The organism is Pseudomonas sp. TWR1-1-3, from assembly GCF_049896805.1.
Classification (GTDB): domain Bacteria; phylum Pseudomonadota; class Gammaproteobacteria; order Pseudomonadales; family Pseudomonadaceae; genus Aquipseudomonas; species Aquipseudomonas bubulae.
Genome location: NZ_JAFCUZ010000004.1, coordinates 199,709 through 219,119, shown reverse-complemented (window position 1 = coordinate 219,119; position 19,411 = coordinate 199,709). Strand labels below are relative to the sequence as shown.

16 protein-coding genes are annotated in these 19,411 nt (G+C 59.1%); 3 read left to right on the top strand and 13 right to left on the bottom strand.

Annotated features, from left to right (window positions below):
• Window positions 1-275 precede the first annotated feature (275 nt).
• The 6 genes from ACP7BE_RS16640 to arcD (ACP7BE_RS16615) form a co-directional block, all read right to left on the bottom strand.
• Window positions 276-1,784 (bottom strand): sigma-54-dependent transcriptional regulator, encoded by a 1,509-nt coding sequence (locus ACP7BE_RS16640; RefSeq protein ID WP_095019742.1) that lies wholly within the window; start codon window positions 1,782-1,784, stop codon window positions 276-278.
• A gap of 183 nt (window positions 1,785-1,967) precedes the next feature.
• A complete protein-coding gene (locus ACP7BE_RS16635; RefSeq protein ID WP_095001374.1) occupies window positions 1,968-2,327 on the bottom strand; it encodes a DUF5064 family protein in 360 nt (119 codons plus the stop codon).
• A 54-nt stretch (window positions 2,328-2,381) separates the two neighbouring features.
• The gene (gene arcC / locus ACP7BE_RS16630; RefSeq protein WP_095001375.1) at window positions 2,382-3,311 is read right to left on the bottom strand and encodes a carbamate kinase; all 930 of its coding nucleotides are present in this window, start codon (window positions 3,309-3,311) and stop codon (window positions 2,382-2,384) included.
• A 157-nt stretch (window positions 3,312-3,468) separates the two neighbouring features.
• Window positions 3,469-4,479, bottom strand: a complete 1,011-nt coding sequence (locus ACP7BE_RS16625; RefSeq protein WP_095001376.1) for an ornithine carbamoyltransferase — start codon at window positions 4,477-4,479, stop codon at window positions 3,469-3,471.
• 78 nt (window positions 4,480-4,557) lie between these two features.
• Complete coding sequence (arcA, locus tag ACP7BE_RS16620; protein ID WP_088377977.1) at window positions 4,558-5,814, bottom strand: arginine deiminase; 1,257 nt, start codon at window positions 5,812-5,814, stop codon at window positions 4,558-4,560.
• Between the two features lie 33 nt (window positions 5,815-5,847).
• Window positions 5,848-7,275 (bottom strand): arginine-ornithine antiporter, encoded by a 1,428-nt coding sequence (gene arcD, locus ACP7BE_RS16615; RefSeq protein ID WP_029611554.1) that lies wholly within the window; start codon window positions 7,273-7,275, stop codon window positions 5,848-5,850.
• Window positions 7,276-7,729: 454 nt separating this feature from the next.
• Between arcD (ACP7BE_RS16615) and arcD (ACP7BE_RS16610) the strand changes: the two genes are divergently transcribed.
• A complete protein-coding gene (arcD, locus tag ACP7BE_RS16610; protein ID WP_138738521.1) occupies window positions 7,730-9,157 on the top strand; it encodes an arginine-ornithine antiporter in 1,428 nt (475 codons plus the stop codon).
• A 171-nt stretch (window positions 9,158-9,328) separates the two neighbouring features.
• Here the strand turns inward: arcD (ACP7BE_RS16610) and ACP7BE_RS16605 are convergent, their stop codons facing one another.
• The 7 genes from ACP7BE_RS16605 to gap form a co-directional block, all read right to left on the bottom strand.
• Entirely contained in the window at window positions 9,329-9,730 is a 402-nt protein-coding gene (locus ACP7BE_RS16605) for a YbaN family protein (RefSeq protein ID WP_095001397.1), read from the bottom strand.
• 57 nt (window positions 9,731-9,787) lie between these two features.
• Window positions 9,788-10,396: a biliverdin-producing heme oxygenase gene (locus ACP7BE_RS16600; protein WP_426106564.1), complete on the bottom strand. Its 609-nt coding sequence runs from the start codon at window positions 10,394-10,396 to the stop codon at window positions 9,788-9,790.
• A 112-nt stretch (window positions 10,397-10,508) separates the two neighbouring features.
• A complete protein-coding gene (locus ACP7BE_RS16595) occupies window positions 10,509-13,106 on the bottom strand; it encodes a TonB-dependent receptor (protein ID WP_426106562.1) in 2,598 nt (865 codons plus the stop codon).
• A gap of 118 nt (window positions 13,107-13,224) precedes the next feature.
• Window positions 13,225-14,193: a FecR family protein gene (locus ACP7BE_RS16590; protein ID WP_095001380.1), complete on the bottom strand. Its 969-nt coding sequence runs from the start codon at window positions 14,191-14,193 to the stop codon at window positions 13,225-13,227.
• A 51-nt stretch (window positions 14,194-14,244) separates the two neighbouring features.
• Complete coding sequence (locus tag ACP7BE_RS16585) at window positions 14,245-14,763, bottom strand: RNA polymerase sigma factor (RefSeq protein WP_095001381.1); 519 nt, start codon at window positions 14,761-14,763, stop codon at window positions 14,245-14,247.
• A 165-nt stretch (window positions 14,764-14,928) separates the two neighbouring features.
• Complete coding sequence (locus tag ACP7BE_RS16580; protein ID WP_095001382.1) at window positions 14,929-15,393, bottom strand: methylglyoxal synthase; 465 nt, start codon at window positions 15,391-15,393, stop codon at window positions 14,929-14,931.
• 4 nt (window positions 15,394-15,397) lie between these two features.
• Entirely contained in the window at window positions 15,398-16,399 is a 1,002-nt protein-coding gene (gene gap, locus ACP7BE_RS16575; RefSeq protein WP_315266076.1) for a type I glyceraldehyde-3-phosphate dehydrogenase, read from the bottom strand.
• A 209-nt stretch (window positions 16,400-16,608) separates the two neighbouring features.
• On the opposite strand from gap, the gene edd reads away from it, so the two are divergent.
• Both edd and ACP7BE_RS16565 read left to right on the top strand, forming a co-directional pair.
• Window positions 16,609-18,435 (top strand): phosphogluconate dehydratase, encoded by a 1,827-nt coding sequence (edd, locus tag ACP7BE_RS16570; protein ID WP_095001384.1) that lies wholly within the window; start codon window positions 16,609-16,611, stop codon window positions 18,433-18,435.
• Window positions 18,432-19,388 carry a glucokinase gene (locus ACP7BE_RS16565; RefSeq protein WP_095001385.1) on the top strand — a complete coding sequence of 319 codons (957 nt, stop codon included), beginning with the start codon at window positions 18,432-18,434 and terminating at the stop codon, window positions 19,386-19,388. Before edd ends, ACP7BE_RS16565 begins: the two co-directional genes overlap by 4 nt.
• Window positions 19,389-19,411: the final 23 nt, after the last annotated feature.

Here is a 19,411-nt window from a genome sequence, read left to right as displayed (position 1 = left end):
AATTCGATACAGCCTGAAGGCCATAAAAAAATCCAAGGGGATCAAAGCCTTGCGTGGCATGGGTAGAGAGGGTGTGTATCGAATTCGTTCCGGTGGATTGAATTCGATACAAGGCTTGGGTTGCCAATGAGCGGGAGCACAAACTCTGTGCGGCTGCCGAACTCAGTCTTAGGCAGCTGCAAGGTCTGAAGGGAATTTTAACTGTGGGAGCGAGCAGGCTCGCTCCCACAGGGAGGGTTGACAGGCAACTGAGTATCTACAGGGCTCTGTGTCCGTCAGGCCTTGCCCGGGATGCCGTATTTGCGCAGTCGATGGGCGATGGCGGTGTGACTGGTTTGCAGGCGGCTGGCCAGTTGGCGGGTGGAGGGGTAGCTGACGTAGAGCTTCTCCAGCAGCGCCTTCTCGAATGTTTCGACAGCGTGCTCGAGGGTCTCGATCTCGCTGTCGTTTTGGCGTGCCACCGAGGTGCCGGCGATATCCAGGTCGCCAATGTCCACCAGCGAACCCTCGCAGATGGCCGCTGCGCGAAAAATCACGTTCTGCAACTGGCGTACGTTGCCGGGCCAGCGGTTGCCCAGCAGGGCCGGGTAGGTACCGGGTGCCAGGCGACACGCCGGACGCTGGATCTGGGTACAGGCCTGCTGCATGAACGCGCGTGCCAGCAACAAAATATCCTGGCCACGTTCACGCAGGGGCGGCACTTCGATATTGAGCACGTTCAGACGGTAGAACAGGTCTTCGCGAAAGCTGCCTTCGTTGACCATTTTTTCGAGGTTGCGGTGCGTGGCGCTGAGGATGCGCACATTGACCTTGACCTCGCGCTCGCCGCCCACCCGGCGAAAGCTGCCGTCGTTGAGAAAGCGCAGCAGCTTGGCTTGCAGGTAGGGTGACATTTCGGCGATTTCGTCGAGAAATACCGTGCCGTTGTTGGCCAGTTCCATCAGCCCCGGCTTGCCGCCACGCTGGGCGCCGGTAAAAGCGCCGGGGGCATAGCCGAACAGTTCGCTTTCAGCCAGGTTCTCGGGGAGCGCAGCGCAGTTCAGGGCCAGGAACGGTGCGCCAAACCGATCGCTGATGGCATGGCAGGCGCGGGCCACCAGTTCTTTGCCGGTGCCGGTCTCCCCCTGGATCAGCAAGGGCGCGTCCAGGGCCGCTACGCGCTGCGCCCGGGCTTTAAGGGTGCGGATGGCAGGTGAGTCGCCGAGCAGGGCGTCAAAGCCTTCTGCGTGATCGTGATGCAGGGCTGCCAGGCGCTCGCCGATGCGGCTTGGCTGGTACAGGGTGAGCAGGGCGCCGGCATCGGTGATCGGCGTAGCGTCGAGCATCAGCGGATGGCCGTTGAGCGTGACTTCGCGCAGTGGCAGGCGAAAGCCGTTTTCCAGCAGCACGTCGAGCAGCCCGGGGTCGCTGAACAGTTGGCCGATACTTTCGCCGGTCGGCTCGTGGCCGTACAGTGCAACCAGCGCCGGGTTGGCCAGCAGCACATGGCCTTCGCTGTCGAGCGCCAGTACCGGGTCGGTCATGGCGGCGAGCAAGGCGTCCAGTTGCAGGTGACGGCGCTGGCCGGGAAGGATATCGACGACCGTTACCGTTTGCACACCGCGGACACCAAACAGGGCCTCGCGCAGCTCGTCGAGCACTTGCGGGCTGAGGGTCGGGGCGTCGATGTAAACGTTGGGCGGAACCATTTCCACCGCATCCAGATTGAGGTTGCGCCCGCCCAGCAATGCCAGGACTTCCTGGGTGATGCCAACTCGGTCGATAAAACTGACATGGATACGCATGGGAACGGCAAACACTTCTGGCCAGCAGGGACGGCCAGTATGCCTTGGCGGGGGGGATAGGTGAAATTCCGTGGGAGCGGGCTTGCTCGCGATGGCATCAGCGCGGTCTAGTCGTTAAACCGTGTTGCCTGCATCGCGAGCAAGCCCGCTCCCACAAAAATGCAGCCTCAGCCAGTGGCTGAATCAGTCCAGATGGTCGAGCTTGATCGGGTCGCCCGGCTTGTGGTTGAGCTGGGCCATCACGTCGGCGAACATCTTGTCGTAGTAACCGTGCATCGAGCGGATGTCGGCGGTTTTGGGAATGCCGTGCTTCACGGCAATCTGGAAAGCGTCATGGGCAAAGTTGTAGGCCATGTCCTTGGGTAGTGTGAAGGACTCCTTGAACTCCTTCTTGTTGATCTGGCCGTGCATGTCGAACTGCATCGACTTGCCTTCCTTGGGATCCTGAACGACCTGGTAATCGATCTTGATGTCATACCCAAAGTCGCTCGGTTGCAGCGGTTCGCGGTGGATATGCAGGTGACCGGGTTCGAACGAGGCCATAGGGTACTCCTTGAGGCTATGGGAAAGGGCAGGCCCCGGGGCCTGCCCCGAGGTTCAGAAGTAGGTGATACCCGGTTTTTCGGTGCTGACCCGAGTACCGGCCTTACCTTGAACGATTGCTTCGATATCCGCCAGTGCGCCGATCACGGCAGTCTTGCCGGTTTTGCGGGCAAACTCGCAGGCCGCTTCCACTTTAGGGCCCATGGAGCCCGAGGCAAAGCCGAGTTTTTCCAGCTCGTCCGGGTGGGCCTGAGCAATGCCCTTCTGGGTTGGCTTGCCCCAGTCGATAAAGGCCGCATTCACGTCAGTGGCGATCACCAGCAGGTCGCTGTCCAGTTGCTGGGCCAGCAGCGAGGACGCCAGGTCCTTGTCGATCACCGCTTCGATGCCGCGCAGCTTGCCGTCTTCGCCGTACATGGTGGGAATGCCGCCGCCGCCCGCACAGATCACGATGGTGCCTTTTTCCAGCAGCCACTTGATCGGGCGAATTTCGAAGATGCGTTTGGGTTTCGGGCTAGGCACTACGCGACGGAACTTGTCGCCGTCCGGAGCAATGCTCCAGCCTTTTTCGGCGGCCAGGCTCTTGGCTTCGCTTTCGGTGTAGACCGGGCCGATCGGCTTGGTCGGCTTCTGGAACGCGGGGTCCTTGGGGTCGACTTCAACCTGAGTCAGCAGGGTGGCAAACGCGGCCTCCTGTGGCAGCAGGTTGCCCAGTTCCTGCTCGATCATGTAGCCGATCATTCCTTCGGTTTCAGCACCGAGCACGTCCAGCGGATAAGGGGCGACTGCAGTGTAGGCGGCGGCTTGCAGGGACAGCAGGCCGACTTGCGGACCGTTACCGTGGGCCACTACCAGCTCGTTGCCATGGGCAATGCGGGCGATTTGGGCGGTAGCGGTCTGGATGTTTTCGCGCTGGTTCTCGGCGGTCATGGGCTGGCCGCGACGCAAGAGGGCGTTACCGCCCAGTGCAACGACGATACGCATAGAAGATGTCCTTTTAAAAGTGTGGGAGCAGCCTATGTGGGAGCGGGCTTGCCCGCGATGGCATCGCCTCGGTGCATCAGATGAATCGAGGTGTTTGCATCGCGAGCAAGCCCGCTCCCACGGTAGTCATGGGTTCACATGACTACCGTGGACAGGCTTAGATATCAGCCAATGCCGCGACCAGGATCGCCTTGATGGTGTGCATGCGGTTTTCAGCTTGCTCAAAGGCGATGTTGACAGGGGACTCGAACACTTCCTCGGTCACTTCAATGCCGTTCTTCAGGTTTGGATGGTGCTCGGCCACATCTTTGCCGACCTTGGTTTCACAGTTGTGGAACGCAGGCAGACAGTGCATGAACTTCACGCGTGGATTTTCTGCCGCCTTGATCATGTCGCTGTTGACCTGGTAAGGCAGCAGCAGCTTGATACGGTCGTTCCAGGCTTCAACCGGCTCGCCCATCGATACCCAGACGTCGGTGTGGATAAAGTCCACGCCTTTGACGGCAGCTTTAGGGTCTTCGGTCAGGGTGATTTTGGCACCGCTTTCCTTGGCGAATTCCTGGCACTGTTTAACGAACGACTCTTCCGGCCACAGGCTTTTTGGTGCGGCAATACGCACGTCCATGCCCAGTTTGGCACCGATCAGCAGCAGCGAGTTACCCATGTTGTTGCGGGCGTCGCCCAGGTACGCGTAGCTGATGTTGTGCAGCGGCTTGTCGCTGTGTTCGCGCATGGTCAGCACGTCGGCGATCATTTGCGTCGGGTGGAACTCAGCGGTCAGGCCGTTGAACACCGGCACGCCTGCGTACTTGGCCAGCTCTTCGACAACAGCCTGTTCAAAGCCACGGTATTCGATGGCGTCAAACATGCGGCCCAGAACGCGGGCGGTGTCTTTCATGCTTTCTTTGTGACCGATCTGTGAAGAAACCGGGTCGATGTAGGTAACGTGCGCGCCCTGGTCGTGGGCTGCCACTTCAAATGCGCAACGGGTGCGGGTCGACGTTTTTTCGAAGATCAGGGCGATGTTTTTGCCTTTCAAGTGCGGCTCTTCAGTACCGGTGTACTTGGCGCGCTTGAGATCGCGGGACAGATCGAGCAGGAAATGCAACTCACGTGGAGTGTGGTGCATCAGGCTCAGAAGGCTGCGGTTTTTCATGTTAAAAGCCATGGTGATCTCCTTGGTTTCGGGTTAACCGGCTTGCACCGGCCCCGTGTTGGGGCCGGGGCAAGCAATCAAATGGGTAGATTAATAGTCGACAGGGTCACGCACGATCGGGCAGGTCATGCAGTGACCGCCGCCACGGCCGCGGCCCAGTTCGGAGGCGCTGATGGTGATGACTTCAACGCCAGCCTTGCGCAGCAGGGTGTTGGTGTAGGTGTTGCGGTCGTAACCGATCACCACGCCAGGCTCCAGGGCCACCACGTTGTTACCGTCATCCCACTGCTCGCGTTCTGCTGCGAACGAGTTGCCGCCAGTTTCGACCACACGCAGTTTTTTCACACCCAGGGCCTTGGCCACTACGTCGAGGAAGTGTCCTTCTTCGCGTCGTACGTCCACGCCGCCTTGTTTCTTGTCGTCCGGGTACACCGAGAACGCAACGATCTGGTTCACGACTTCAGGGAAGATGGTCACCAGGTCGCGGTCGCAGAAGCTGAACACGGTGTCCAGGTGCATCGCCGCGCGGGACTTGGGCATACCGGCAACGATCACTCGTTCTACAGCGCCGTTCTTGAACAGGTTTTGTGCCAGTTGGCCAATGGCCTGACGTGACGTGCGCTCGCCCATACCGATCAGGACTACGCCGTTGCCGATTGGCATCACGTCGCCGCCTTCAAGGCTGGCGTTGCCATGGTCGACTGTCGGGTCGCCGTACCAGATCTGGAAGTCGGCGTTGGTGAACTCAGGGTGGAACTTGTAGATCGCGGTGGTCAGCAGGGTTTCCTGACGACGCGCCGGCCAGTACATAGGGTTCAGCGTCACGCCACCGTAGATCCAGCAAGTGGTGTCACGGGTGAACTGGGTGTTGGGCAGCGGTGGCAGGATAAAGCTGGTGTGACCGAGGAAGTCACGGAACATCTGGATGGTCTTGCCACCAAAACTGTCTGGCAGATCGTCTGCAGACACGCCGCCGATCAGGTACTCGGCAATTTGGCGTGGCTCAAGGCTTTTAAGCCAGGATTTGACTTCGTTGACCAGGCCCACACCCACCTGATTGGGGGTCACTTTGTGGTCCAGAATCCAGTCCAGGGCTTCCGGGATGGCAACGATATCGGTCAGCAGGTTGTGCATTTCCAGCACATCAATGCCGCGGTCGCGCATTTTGGTGACGAAGTCGAAGTGGTCACGCTTGGCCTGGTTGACCCACAGTACGTCATCGAACAGCAATTCATCGCAGTTGCTTGGGGTCAGGCGCTGGTGAGCCAGGCCTGGGGAACACACCATAACCTTATGCAGCTTACCGGCTTCGGAATGCACGCCGTATTTCACTTTTTCCGTGGTCATTACAGTCATCCTCCAAAGTACACAAACAGGTTGTTACAGGGTCAGGAAACCGTCGTAGAGACCATAGGCAGCCACCAGGGCGCCGATCACTACTGCGGCAAAAATCACTTTCTCGATGTTGGTGAACACGGGCTGGCCGCTTTCACGCTTGGCCTTGGCGAACAGAATCGCGCCAGGTGCATAGAGCAGGGCCGACAACAGCAGGTACTTGAGGCCGCCGGCATAGATCAGCCAGATCGCGTAGATCAGGGCGATACCGCCGATGATCAGATCTTTCTTGCGTTCTGCCAGGGCGTTCTCGTAAGTCTCGGCACGTACCGCCAGCAGGAAGCCGTAGGCTGCAGACCAGAGGTAAGGCACCAGGATCATCGAGGTCGCCAGGTAGATCAGCGACAGATAAGTACTGGCCGAGAACAGGGTGATGATCAGGAACAGCTGCACCATGGCGTTGGTCAGCCACAGGGCGTTGACCGGTACATGGTTGGCGTTTTCCTTTTTCAGGAAGGCCGGCATGGTGTGGTCCTTGGCCGCCGAGAACATGATCTCTGCGCACAGCAGTACCCACGAGAGCAGGGCACCCAGCAGGGAGATGATCAAGCCGACGCTGATCAGTACTGCACCCCAGTGACCGACCACATGCTCAAGCACGGCCGCCATCGAAGGGTTTTGCAGTTTTGCCAGTTCAGGCTGAGTCATGATGCCCAGCGACAGCACGTTCACCAGTACCAGCAACAGCAGCACGGTGATAAAGCCGATCACGGTGGCCCGACCCACGTCCGAACGTTTTTCGGCACGGGAAGAGAAGATGCTTGCGCCTTCGATACCGATGAACACCCAAACGGTGACCAGCATCATGTTGCGCACCTGATCCATCACGCTGCCCAGGTCCGGGTTTTTTACGCCCCAGATGTCACTGGTAAAGATGTCCAGTTTGAACGCGAAGAGGGCAATCAGGATAAACAGAACCAGCGGTACGACCTTGGCAACGGTGGTTACCAGGTTGATGAACGCTGCTTCCTTGATCCCGCGCAGTACCAGGAAATGCACGGCCCAGAGCAGGATCGAGGCGCCGATGATGGCGGCGGGGGTATTGCCTTCGCCGAAGATCGGGAAGAAGTAACCCAGGGTGCTGAACAGCAACACGAAGTAGCCGACGTTACCCAGCCAGGCGCTGATCCAGTAGCCCCAGGCTGACGAGAAACCCATGTAATCGCCGAAGCCTGCCTTGGCGTAGGCATACACGCCGCCGTCCAGGTCAGGTTTGCGATTGGCGAGGGTCTGGAACACAAAAGCGAGGGTCAACATACCGACAGCGGTAATTGCCCAACCGATCAGGATTGCGCCGACATCAGCGCTGGCGGCCATGTTTTGAGGCAGCGAAAAAATCCCGCCGCCAATCATTGAGCCGACTACCAGAGCAACCAACGCACCCAGTCGCAGTTTTCCAGGAGTATCAGACATTTGTAGTGACTCCAATCTAGGAGAAGTGAGGCTTCAAAGTTAAGTCCATTGATATTCAAGCCGTTTGACATAGATCAGGGCATTACTACATTCCATTGTTGATAGAACGGGGAAGGTCGCGATCACGCATTTTTATGACGCTTCCTGAAAGCCTTACTCCAGAGATGTTTTCAGGTATTAATACGTTCGTTACCCACGGTGTCGTGGGGATTGAAGCTAGCCAGTATTTCCAGATTTGCAAATGTCATCTTCAAGTTTCATGAACCCCTCCATGAAATTAAATCGTCATCTATATATGAACGGTTTTTTAGGTTTCAATAGGCGCAATGGTTATCAGGGAAGCACGGCTTATTGCGGGGATCTATTAAACGTTTGGGCACTGCATATATTTAGTCAGTGAACGTCTGTAGCCTGATATTCATAAGTTTTAACCAAGTAGTACAGCGAGGTGACGATGTCGCAACAGACGCAAAAGCTTAGGCTCAACGCCCTGATCGCGTTGGTTGTCGGCTCGATGATTGGAGGCGGGATTTTTTCGTTGCCACAAAATATCGCCGAGCATGCTGCCGGTGGTGCCGTGTTGATCGGCTGGGCAATCACGGCAGTGGGCATGCTGGCGCTGGCCTTTGTGTTCCAGACCCTGGCCAATCGCAAGCCGCAGCTGGATTCGGGGGTGTATGCCTACGCCAAGGCCGGGTTTGGCGACTACATGGGTTTCTCGTCAGCCTGGGGCTACTGGATCAGCGCCTGGATGGGCAACGTCGGTTACTTCGTATTGCTGTTCAGCACCCTGGGCTATTTTTTCCCGGTGTTTGGCCAGGGCAACACGCCGATCGCCATAGGTTGCGCATCGTTGCTGCTGTGGGGGGTGCATTTTCTGGTGCTGCGCGGGATCAAGGAAGCGGCGTTTATCAACCAGCTGACCACCGTGGCCAAAATCGTCCCCATTGTGATGTTTATCGTGCTCACCGCCGTGGCGTTCAAGGCCGATATTTTCACCCGGGATTTTTGGGGCACACAAACACCCAGCCTGGGCAGCGTGATGGACCAGGTGCGCAACATGATGCTGGTGACGGTCTTCGTGTTTATCGGTATTGAAGGTGCCAGTGTCTACTCGGGCCGTGCCGAGAAACGTTCGGATGTGGGCAAGGCCACGGTCATTGGCTTTCTCGGCGTGCTGGCCCTGCTGGTGCTGGTGAACGTGCTGTCGCTGGGGATCATGAGCCAGCCGGAACTGGCCGGTCTGCAAAATCCGTCGATGGCGGGGGTGCTCAAGCATGTGGTGGGAGAGTGGGGCGCGATACTGATCAGTATCGGGCTGGCGATCTCGCTGTTGGGGGCGTTGTTGTCGTGGGCGTTGCTGTGCGCCGAGATCCTCTATGCCACAGCCCGGGACAACACCATGCCGGCGTTCCTGAAAAAGGAAAACGCCAACCATGTGCCGGTCAATGCTCTGTGGCTGACCAACTCGATGATCCAGATTTTTCTGGTGATCACCCTGGTGTCCGCCGGTACTTACACCAGTCTGATCTATCTGGCGTCATCGATGATCCTGGTGCCTTATCTGTGGTCGGCAGCTTACGCGGTGCTGCTGTGCGTGAGGGGCGAGACTTACGAGCGGGCGGGGCGGCGGAGGGTCAAGGACCTGCTGGTAGGGGCGGTGGCGCTGATTTATGCGATGTGGCTGTTATATGCGGCGGGGCCCAAATACCTGCTGCTCTCGGCGTTGCTGTATGCACCCGGGGTGTTCTTTTTCGCCAAGGCCAAGCGCGAGCAGGGTGAGCTGCTGTTCAAGCCCTGGGAGAAGGTGATATTCGCGATGGTGGTGATAACCGCACTGGCGGCAGCTTATGCGCTGTATAGCGGGGCGTTGGCGTTGTAAGTGGCGATTTGTGGGAGCGGGCTTGCTCGCGATGGCATCGCCGCCGTTTGCCTGATACACCGGGGTGTCAGTATCGCAGGCAAGCCAACTCCCACAGGTGTGCGGCGCTCATAAATTCCGAGGGGGGCCAATTCCTGTAAAAAGCCTTATGAGTGCTCCGCTCGTCAACTGCTACGAAGGGCTTGGCAAGCGCTCCGGTCGCGACCAGATCCACAGATTGCCCATGCTCATGCCGGCAATCGCCAGAAACACCGGCCAGTTGTGATCCAGCACATACAGCATCAGCCCTGCGCACAACAACATGCTGACAGTGGCGCTGATTTTGGCGTTGCGCTTGATGATCTTGCCGTTGCGCCAGTTGCTCAGGATCGGACCAAACAACCGGTGGTTTTCCAGCCAGGCACTCAAGCGCGGGGAGCTTTTGGTCGCGGCCCAGGCGGCGAGCAAAATAAATTCGGTGGTCGGCAGGCCAGGAATCACTATCGCAATCAGGCCAATGCCCAGGCTCACATAGGCCAGCAAGCCGAACAGGATTCGGGCGATTTTCGACGTGGATCGGGTTTGGCGGGTCATAAGCTCAGGACGCATAAAAGGACACCCGACCAGCGTGCGCTGGTCGGGCCTGTCAGCTTAAGCCAGTTCTGGCTGAGCAGCGTAGGCGTGTTCCAGTAATACGGTAAAACGCTCAAAGGCCGCTACTGCACCTTTGTCGAGGTCGGCTTCTTCTTCAGCCGTCAGTTCCAGGCCGTCGAGGGTGCGGATAAAGCTTTTCCAGCCTTCGGCACGGCCACCGGCAGGCTCGCCCAGGTGGCGGGCGCCGAAGCTGTCGCTCAGGCCCAGGCCCACAGCACGCTTGATCAGGAATGCAGCGCCCAGCTTGGAGCCTTCGGAAACGAAGATCCAGCCCAGTGCTTCAGCCTTGCTTGGCGAGTTGACCGCGCCGGCAACCGGGGCAGGCACTTCGGTGTTGAGGTCGGCCAGGTCGGCCTTGGCTTGCTCGGCGCGGCAGCGCTCTGGCAGGTCAGGGACGATTTCTTTCAGGGCCGGGTCGGTGTACAGCGCCTTGAGCTCCGACTGGAACAGGTACTGGGCGACGACAAAGCGGGCGAAGCTGGCCACGTCATCAAATGGCTTGTGCGCCTTGACCAAAGCGTCGAGCTTTTGATGCGGCTCTTTGGTGATCTGGTTCAGACGTTGGGAACGCAAGGCCGGACGTGATGCGGAATCAGCAGTGGTCATGAAAAAATCCTTGAGAATGAGATGCGCTTTGTAACTAGACGATCAGGAAGACGCATCACAGTAAAAAATCCTCACTGCGCAGAGCAGAATTCTGCGCAGTGAGCGTGGCTGATCAGATATCCCAGACCAGATTGATCGAGAAGTTGCGGCCCGGCGCGGTCAGTCGCTCCATATTGGCCGGGTTCATCACGCCGGCCTCACCCACGCTGTCGTAGCCGCGCACGTCATCCCAGTTCCAGTATTTCTTGTCGGTCAGGTTGTACAGGCCGGCATTGACGGTGACGTCCTTGGTGACCTTGTAGAAACCGGTCAGGTCGAGCACACCATAGCCAGGCGACTTGAACTGCTTGCTGGTGCCATCGGGGGCGAAGTAGCTGGTGTCGTCGACCTGATCCTTGCTCTTGACCAGGGTCCAGCTCACCAGGGCGCCATAGTTCTGCTGCTCGTAGCCCAGGCCCATCACGGCGGTCAGCGGGTTGACGCTGTTGATCGGCTGGCCGGTGTCTTCGTTGCGACCGTGGGCATATGCCACGGAACCACGGGTATAGAGGCCCTGTGGCGCGCCGAAAGCGTCCAGGTTCAGGCGGCCTTTGACCTCGGCACCCTTGATGGTGGCGTGCTTGATGTTGTTGGCCTGGAACTTGAGGTCGTCGTAGCCGGGGGTGATGGCATCTTCGTTAATGAAGTCGCGGTACTTGTTATAGAACACCGCCACGTCGAATGAGCCAGCGTCAAAGTTGCCGCGCAGGCCGGTCTCGTAGCTTTTGCTTTTTTCCGGTTCCAGATCCGGGTTCGGCTCTACCGAGTAGCCTGCCTGCAGGTTGTCAAATCGACCGTACAGCGCCTTGGCGGTCGGGGTGCGGAAGCCTTCGGCGTACTGGCCGTACCAGGTGTAGTTGTCGTTGAACGCGTAAGTGACGCCCAGTTTTGGCGACAGGCGGTGCCAGACCTTGTCTGCATCGCTTACGGTGCCTTTCTGGTCGCTGTTGACGGTGTTGAGGAATTCCTGGGTGATATGCGGCGTCAGCTTGGTGTAGTCGTAGCGCAGGCCGGGCATGAAGGTCCAGTCATTCCAGCTGATCTGGTCCTGGGCGAACAGGCTGTAGGTGTTGATGGTCGGGTCCGGGAAGTCGCTGGATTTGACCAGGTAATCTTTCGGGCTATCGGCGCCCACGGCGGTGCAACCATTGCCTACTGCCAGGCAGGTGCCCGAGCCACTGCGCGAACCGGTGACTTTCTGGTGCTTGATAGTGGCACCGTAGGTCAGCAGGTGATCGGTGTCAGCAATATGGAAGGCTTTGTCTGCCTGGGCGTCCAGTACCCAGGTTTTTTCTTCGTAGGTGGTGTTGCGCGAACGCATCACATGACGGCTGTAGGGGAAGTAGTCTTCCAGGGTGTTCTGGTCGGTTTTGGCGATCTGGTAGTTCAGGCTCCACTTGAAGTGGTCAGCCACGGCGGTATCCAGCGCCATGCTGTTTTCCAGGCCGAAACGCTCGCGGCTGATGGTGTCCTTGCCGTTACGCGACAGGTACATGCCCAGCGGCTGGCCGTTGTTGAACGGTCCGCCGACCGCGCTTTTTTCATTGATGTCGAGGCGATCCTTGTACTTCTCATAAGTGAAGCCAAGACGGTCGTCATCGTTGTAGTTCCAGCCCAGCTTGGCCAGTACGTTGGTGGTTTTGGTATCTTCAGGGTTGGCCGCGGTACGTGACAGCCCGGTGCCGCCGTGGTCACCGTAGGATTCGGTTTCGTGACCGTCGCGCTGGCTCAGGTGCAACAAGCCGTCGAAGTCGCCCGAGCGGCCGGCGACGGTGCCGGATTTCAACCAACTGCGATCGGCCGAGCTGTAGCCGGCCTTGAGGCGGGCGCCAACATCCTGGCCCGGCTTGATGATGTCATTGGGGTCGAGGGTGAAGTAGCTGACGGCACCGCCAATGGCGTTGCTGCCATAAAGTACCGACGCCGGGCCACGGAGGATTTCGACGCGCTTGATGATTTCCGGGTCGACGTAGTTGCGCTGGGTCTTGGCGTACGGGCCGTTGAAGAACGAGTTGGGGATCTCGACGCCGTCCACCTGGGTCAGGATCCGGTCGCCGTCGATGCCGCGGATGTTGTAGTTGCTGATGCCGCCACGCTGGCCGGCGCCGCCTACCGAGACACCCGGCTCATAGCGCACCAGGTCCTTGATGGTATTGACGTTATCGCGGTCCATATCCTGGCGGTCATGGACGGTAATGGTGCTGGGCACCGAGTTCACGTCCTGCTCCTGGCGAGTGGCGCTGATGGTGACTTGTTGCAGGGCCAGGGTGCCGGTGGAGCTGCTGCGCTTTTCCAGCACGATATTGTTGCTGGCCAGCTTGCGGTAGCCCAGGTTGGTGCCGATCAACAGGCGCTCCAGGGCTTTTTCCGGGGTGAGTGAACCGCGCACGCCGGGTGAGGACACATTCTGCGCCAGCTCTGCCGGCAGGCCGACCTGCCAGCCGGTCACCGTGCTGAAATCGTTAAGCGCGGAGGCCAATGGCTGCTGGGAGATCGCAAACTTGTAATTGCCCACGGAGCGGGTCGCCGGCTGCTCATCGGTCGCCGCCAGGGCTGGAGCCGCCTGCACACCGGCCAAAAGCATGGCGGCGGTCAACAACGACAACGTGCACTGCTGCAAACCACCCTTGCGGGCGTTGGATGAGGACCGGCTGTTGAAACGAGTGGGCATTGATAGCGCTCCGTGGTGAACGAATCTTATAGTTGCGAAGCTGACTCAAAATGCGAATCAGTTGCATTGACTACAACGAGACGTATGACCTTAGGCTATCGAGTAAAAAAACCTACTTTTAATTGAGAATTACCAACGCCGGGAATTCTGAAAGGCTACTTGAGGTGATATGGGCCAGTGAGCGGACGATATCCAGAGGCTGATCCAGCCGGTAGTTGCCGGTCACTGCCACGTTGGCGAGTTTGTCGTTGTTGTTGACGATCCAGCCTGGGTAGTAGCGGCGTACTTCATCCAGCACCTTGCCCATCGGGCAGTTTTCGAACACCAGGCGCCCCTGCACCCAGGCCAGGTCGGTCTGGGGGTTGAGCCGGGCGGTCTTGCTGAAGCCGTCAGGGCCAATGCGCACGCTGTTGCCAGCCGACAGGCGCATTTGCGCACCGGCACTGTTGACCCGCAAGTCGACGTCGCCGCGCTGCACCCGCACCTGTGTTTCACCATTGAGGTAGCTCACGGCGAAGGCGGTGTCGCGCACGCTGACGCGCACGGGGCCAGCATCAAGCACCAGCGGGAACTCCAGGTCGGCGGGAATTTCGAAATACGCTTCGCCCTGATACAGGCGGGCGCTGCTTTGGGCATTGACCACCTTGCTGGAAAACGCCGAGTTGGTGTTAAGCAGCACTTTTGAGCCGTCCTCGAGTTGCAGGCGCTGGCGCTCGCCCACCACGGTCAGGTGATCGGCTTGCAGGCGTAACGGTACATTGCTGTAGCTGCCGACGCTGATAATCACCACCGCCGCAGTTGCCAGGTGTTTCCAGTGTCGTCCTATGCGCCGCAACAGGCCGGGGCTACGGCGGGCTTGCAGGGTTTGCGCGGCGGCCAGCAGCGGTTCGCCGTTCCAGATCGCATTGGCCTTGGCAAAGGCCTGGGCATGGGCGGGGTCGGCATTGAGCCAGTTTTCGAAAGCGGCTTTTTGTTCGTCGCTCGCACACTCAAGAGTAATCAGCCATTCCAGTGCCTGATCCATGGCGCTGTCCTGCAGCACGTCTTGCGCCAGTTCTGGCACGGCAGATTTGTGAGTGTCCGTCACGGATGTTCCTTGGCAGTTTCAGAGCGTTCTAGCAGGCATCGCCGGTCAAGGTTAAGGGCGATTGAGTCTGTCGGCTACCCCGATGCAGATTGCCATGATCAATTTGAGTTCCTTTTGAACGGTGCTCAAGGAAACGTCAAGCTCTTCGGCAATCTCCTGATAACTGCAGCCATGCAGGCGGCTGAGGATGAAAATCCGTTGTTGACGGGCACTTAACTGGCTCAGGCTCACACTCAGACGCTCCAGTAGTTGCGCGGCTTGATGGGCTTCTTCAGGGGTGCTGAGAGGGGAGGCAACGCCTTCGATCACTTCAGTGGGCACATCTTCGACCACGGTGCGTGACTGGATCCGCCGGGCGCGCAGGTGGTCAAGCGCCAGATTGCGTGCGGTCTGGAACACAAAGGGCTCAAGGTGCTCGACGCTGCGTTCGCTCAAGGCGCGGGTTACGCGCAGGTAGGTCTCCTGCAGCAGGTCTTCGGCGGTGCTGTGGTTGTTGACCATCCGCTCCAGGGTGCGCAGCAGGGTTACCCGTTGGGTAAGGAAGACTTGATTGAAGTGGGACTGACTCACAGTGCTACCCGACCGATTTTGAGCGAATGATAATGCTTATCATCTGTGCTATTGGTCAAGTGCTGTTTTGAAATGGTTTGAAATCGTTCTGGTGGGAGCGAGCCTGCTCGCGAAGGTCGTAGACGATAGTGCGTCTTCGCGAGCAGGCTCGCTCCCACCATAAACCTAAACCCGACCCTTCAAATACGCACTGTAATCAGGAATGCGGTGTTCATGGGGCTGGCTCATCAGCGGGCTGCTGAGCAGGTAGTCGGCGCTGCATTCATTGCACGCCACGGGGATGTTCCACACTGCCGCAACCCGCAGCAGTGCCTTGATGTCCGGGTCGTGGGGCTGGGGCTCGAACGGGTCCCAGAAGAACACCAGCATGTCGACCCGTTGCTCGGCGATCCGTGCCCCCACCTGTTGATCGCCGCCCAACGGCCCGCTGATCATGCTTTCGATCGGCAGGCCCAGGCGCTGGCTCAGCAGCAGCCCGGTGGTGCCGGTGGCGCACAGGTCATGCTGGCTGAGGGCTGCCTTGTGGCGTTCGGCCCAGTCCAGCAAAAAGCCCTTGCAATGATCGTGGGCCACCAGGGCGATACGCTTGCGCGCCGCCAGGGTGGCCGTGGTGAAGCTGATACCGATCATCGCGTTACTCCGCGTTGTGCAGCGCCAGGCAGTTATCGAGCATGCGGTTGGAGAAGCCCCACTCGTTGTCGTACCAGGCCAGCACTTTTAGCAGTTTGCCGCTGACTTTGGTGTGATTGGCATCGAAGATCGACGAAAGCGGGTTGTGGTTGAAGTCGCTCGATACCAGCGGCAGGGTGTTGTAACCCAGTACTTTGGAGTGCTGGCTGGCTTCCTTGAACAGCGCGTTGACTTCAGCTGCGGTGGTTTCGCGCTTGAGTTCAATGGTCAGGTCGACCAGCGACACGTTGATCACCGGCACCCGCACGGCCATGCCGGTGAGCTTGCCGGCGAGTTCCGGCAATACCAGGCCCACGGCTTCGGCTGCGCCGGTTTTGCTCGGGATCATGTTCTGGGTGGCCGAACGTGCGCGGTAGGGGTCCGAGTGATAAACGTCGGTCAGGTTCTGGTCATTGGTGTAGGCGTGAATGGTGGTCATCAGGCCGTTTGCAATGCCGAACTCACGGTGCAGGATCTGCGCCACGGGTGCCAGGCAGTTGGTCGTGCAGGAAGCATTGGAAATAATGTGGTGGGATTGACGCAAAATGTCGTGGTTGACACCGTAGACCACCGTCGCATCGGCATTTTTGCCGGGAGCAGAGATAATCACCTTGCGGGCGCCAGCAGTAATATGTGCTTGTGCCTTGCTGCGCTCGGTGAACAAACCTGTGCATTCAAACACCACATCGATGTTCAGTGCCGCCCACGGCAGTTCGGCCGGATTGCGAATGGCGGTCACGCTGATGCGGTCACCATTGACGGTCAGGCTTTCCTGATCGTGTTCGACATTGGCGTCGAACGTGCCGTGAACCGTGTCGTACTTGAGTAGATGGGCATTGATCGAACTGTCACCCAGATCGTTGATGGCGACGATCTGCAGGTCCTGACGGTAGCCTTGGGTATACAGTGCGCGCAGGACGTTACGGCCGATACGGCCAAAACCATTGATTGCGATTCGTAGAGTCATGGAAAGCGCCTGCCATCGATTTGTTGTTGGAATTACAAGATTATTCGCATAAAAATAGAAAACAAGCCATTTAAGTGGCAATATTTTGTTTTATCTACAACGAGTGACCTGAATCAACGGGTCCGAATGATTGAAGTCGCTCCCCGGAGCCCTTCGGTCAGCATAGGACACGCACAGGTCGCCACATCCGTTAGCCTGGAGTTCAACACATGCATCCCCGCGTTCTTGAAGTCACCGAGCGTCTTATTGCCCGCAGTCGTGCAACCCGCGAGGCGTATCTGACGCTTATTCGTGGCGCTGCCGGCGACGGCCCGCAACGCGGCAAGCTGCAATGCGCGAACTTCGCCCACGGCGTGGCAGGGTGTGGCACTGAAGATAAAAACAGCCTGCGGATGATGAACGCGGCCAACGTGGCAATTGTTTCGTCATATAACGACATGCTCTCGGCGCACCAGCCGTACGAGCACTTTCCTGAACAAATCAAAAAAGCATTGCGTGAAATTGGCTCGGTAGGCCAGTTCGCCGGTGGCACTCCAGCCATGTGTGACGGCGTGACCCAGGGCGAGCCGGGCATGGAACTCAGTTTGCTGAGCCGCGAAGTGATTGCCTTGTCCACAGCCGTGGCGCTGTCCCACAATATGTTCGACGCGGCGCTGATGCTGGGCATTTGCGACAAGATCGTGCCGGGCCTGCTGATGGGGGCGCTGCGTTTTGGTCACTTGCCGACCATCTTTGTACCGGGTGGGCCGATGCCGTCGGGCATTTCCAACAAGGAAAAAGCCGATGTGCGCCAGCGCTACGCCGAAGGCAAGGCCAGCCGCGAAGAGCTGCTGGAATCGGAGATGAAGTCCTACCACAGCCCTGGCACCTGCACGTTCTACGGCACCGCGAACACCAACCAGTTGCTGATGGAAGTGATGGGCCTGCATTTGCCAGGCGCCTCTTTCGTTAACCCCTACACGCCTTTGCGCGATGCCCTGACTCGCGAAGCGGCTCATCAAGTCACTCGTCTGACCAAGCAAAACGGCGATTTCATGCCGCTGGGCGAGATCGTTGACGAGCGTTCGCTGGTCAACTCCATCGTGGCCTTGCACGCCACCGGCGGTTCGACCAACCACACCTTGCACATGCCGGCGATTGCCATGTCGGCGGGTATCCAGCTGACTTGGCAAGACATGGCCGACCTCTCCGAGGTGGTACCGACCCTGTCCCACGTGTATCCAAACGGCAAGGCCGATATCAACCACTTCCAGGCCGCCGGTGGTATGGCGTTCCTGATTCGGGAGCTGCTGGAAGCCGGTCTGCTTCACGAAAACGTCAACACCGTGGCGGGCTATGGCCTGAGCCGCTACACCCGCGAACCGTTCCTGGTGGATGGCGAGCTGGTATGGCGTGAAGGTCCGATTGAAAGCCTCGACGAGTCGATCTTGCGCCCGGTTGCCCGTGCATTCTCCGGCGAGGGTGGCCTGCGGGTAATGGAAGGCAACCTGGGCCGTGGCGTGATGAAGGTCTCGGCGGTAGCCCCGGAACATCAGATCGTCGAAGCCCCGGCGCGGGTGTTCCAGGACCAGCAGCAACTGGCCGATGCGTTCAAGGCCGGTGAGCTGGAACACGACTTCGTGGCCGTGATGCGTTTTCAGGGGCCGCGCTCCAACGGTATGCCCGAGCTGCACAAGATGACGCCGTTTCTGGGTGTGTTGCAGGATCGGGGCTTCAAGGTGGCGCTGATTACCGACGGGCGGATGTCAGGCGCGTCGGGGAAGATCCCGGCAGCGATTCATGTGAGCCCCGAGGCTTCGATTGGCGGCGCCCTGGCGCGGGTGCAGGACGGCGACATAATTCGCGTCGATGGGGTAAAAGGTACGTTGCAACTGCTGGTGGATGAGGCAGAATTTGCCGCGCGCACCCCGGCTGTCGGCACTCTGGATAATGCCGTCGGCACCGGGCGTGAGTTGTTTGCGTTTATGCGTCAGGCCTTCAGTTCGGCCGAGCAGGGCGCGAGCACCTTTACCTCGTCTCTGGAAAATCTGAAATGAAGCTCGCACTGGTCGGTGATATAGGCGGTACCAACGCACGTTTTGCGTTGTGGGAAAACGACCAGTTGCGTTCGGTCAGCGTATTGCCCACAGCAGACTTCGCCTGCCCGGAAGATGCCATCAAGCTTTACCTGGATACGCTGGAACTGGCTCCGGGCTCTGTAGGCTCGGTATGTCTGTCAGTGGCCGGGCCGGTGAGTGGCGATGAATTTCGTTTTACCAACAACCATTGGCGCTTGAGCCGCTCGGCCTTCTGCCGTGCGCTGCAGGTCGACAATCTGCTGCTGATCAACGACTTCAGCGCGATGGCCTTGGGCATGACCCGGCTGCAACCCGAAGATGTGCGCCAGGTTTGCCCGGGGGTTGTTGACCCGACGCGCCCGGCGGTGGTTATCGGGCCGGGCACCGGGCTGGGTGTGGGCACTTTGCTCAATCTCGGCGAGGGTCAATTCATGGCCTTGCCGGGGGAGGGCGGGCATGTCGACCTGCCCATGAGCAACCCGCGTGAAGTGCAGTTGTGGCAGCACATCTACAATGAAATCGGCCATGTGAGCGCCGAGAGCATTTTGAGCGGCAGCGGTTTGCCGCGGGTCTATCGGGCGATTTGTGCGGTGGATGGCCATGCACCGGTACTGGACAGCGACCGGGCCATTACCGCGGCTGCTTTGGCGGGCGACCCTGTGGCGCTGCAAGTGCTGGAGCATTTCAGTTGCTGGCTGGGCCGTGTGGCGGGCAACAATGTGCTGACCATCGGTGGCCGTGGCGGGGTGTATATCGTCGGCGGGGTGATTCCGCGCTTTGCCGATATCTTCCTGGCCAGCGGCTTTGCCCGCAGCTTTGCCGACAAAGGCTGCATGAGCGACTACCTCAAGGGTATCCCGGTGTGGCTGGTGACGGCGCCGTACCCGGGTTTGATCGGTGCCGGGGTGGCGTTGCAGCAGGCGTTTGGCTGAAAGCTCCGTGAGTGGGCTTGTTG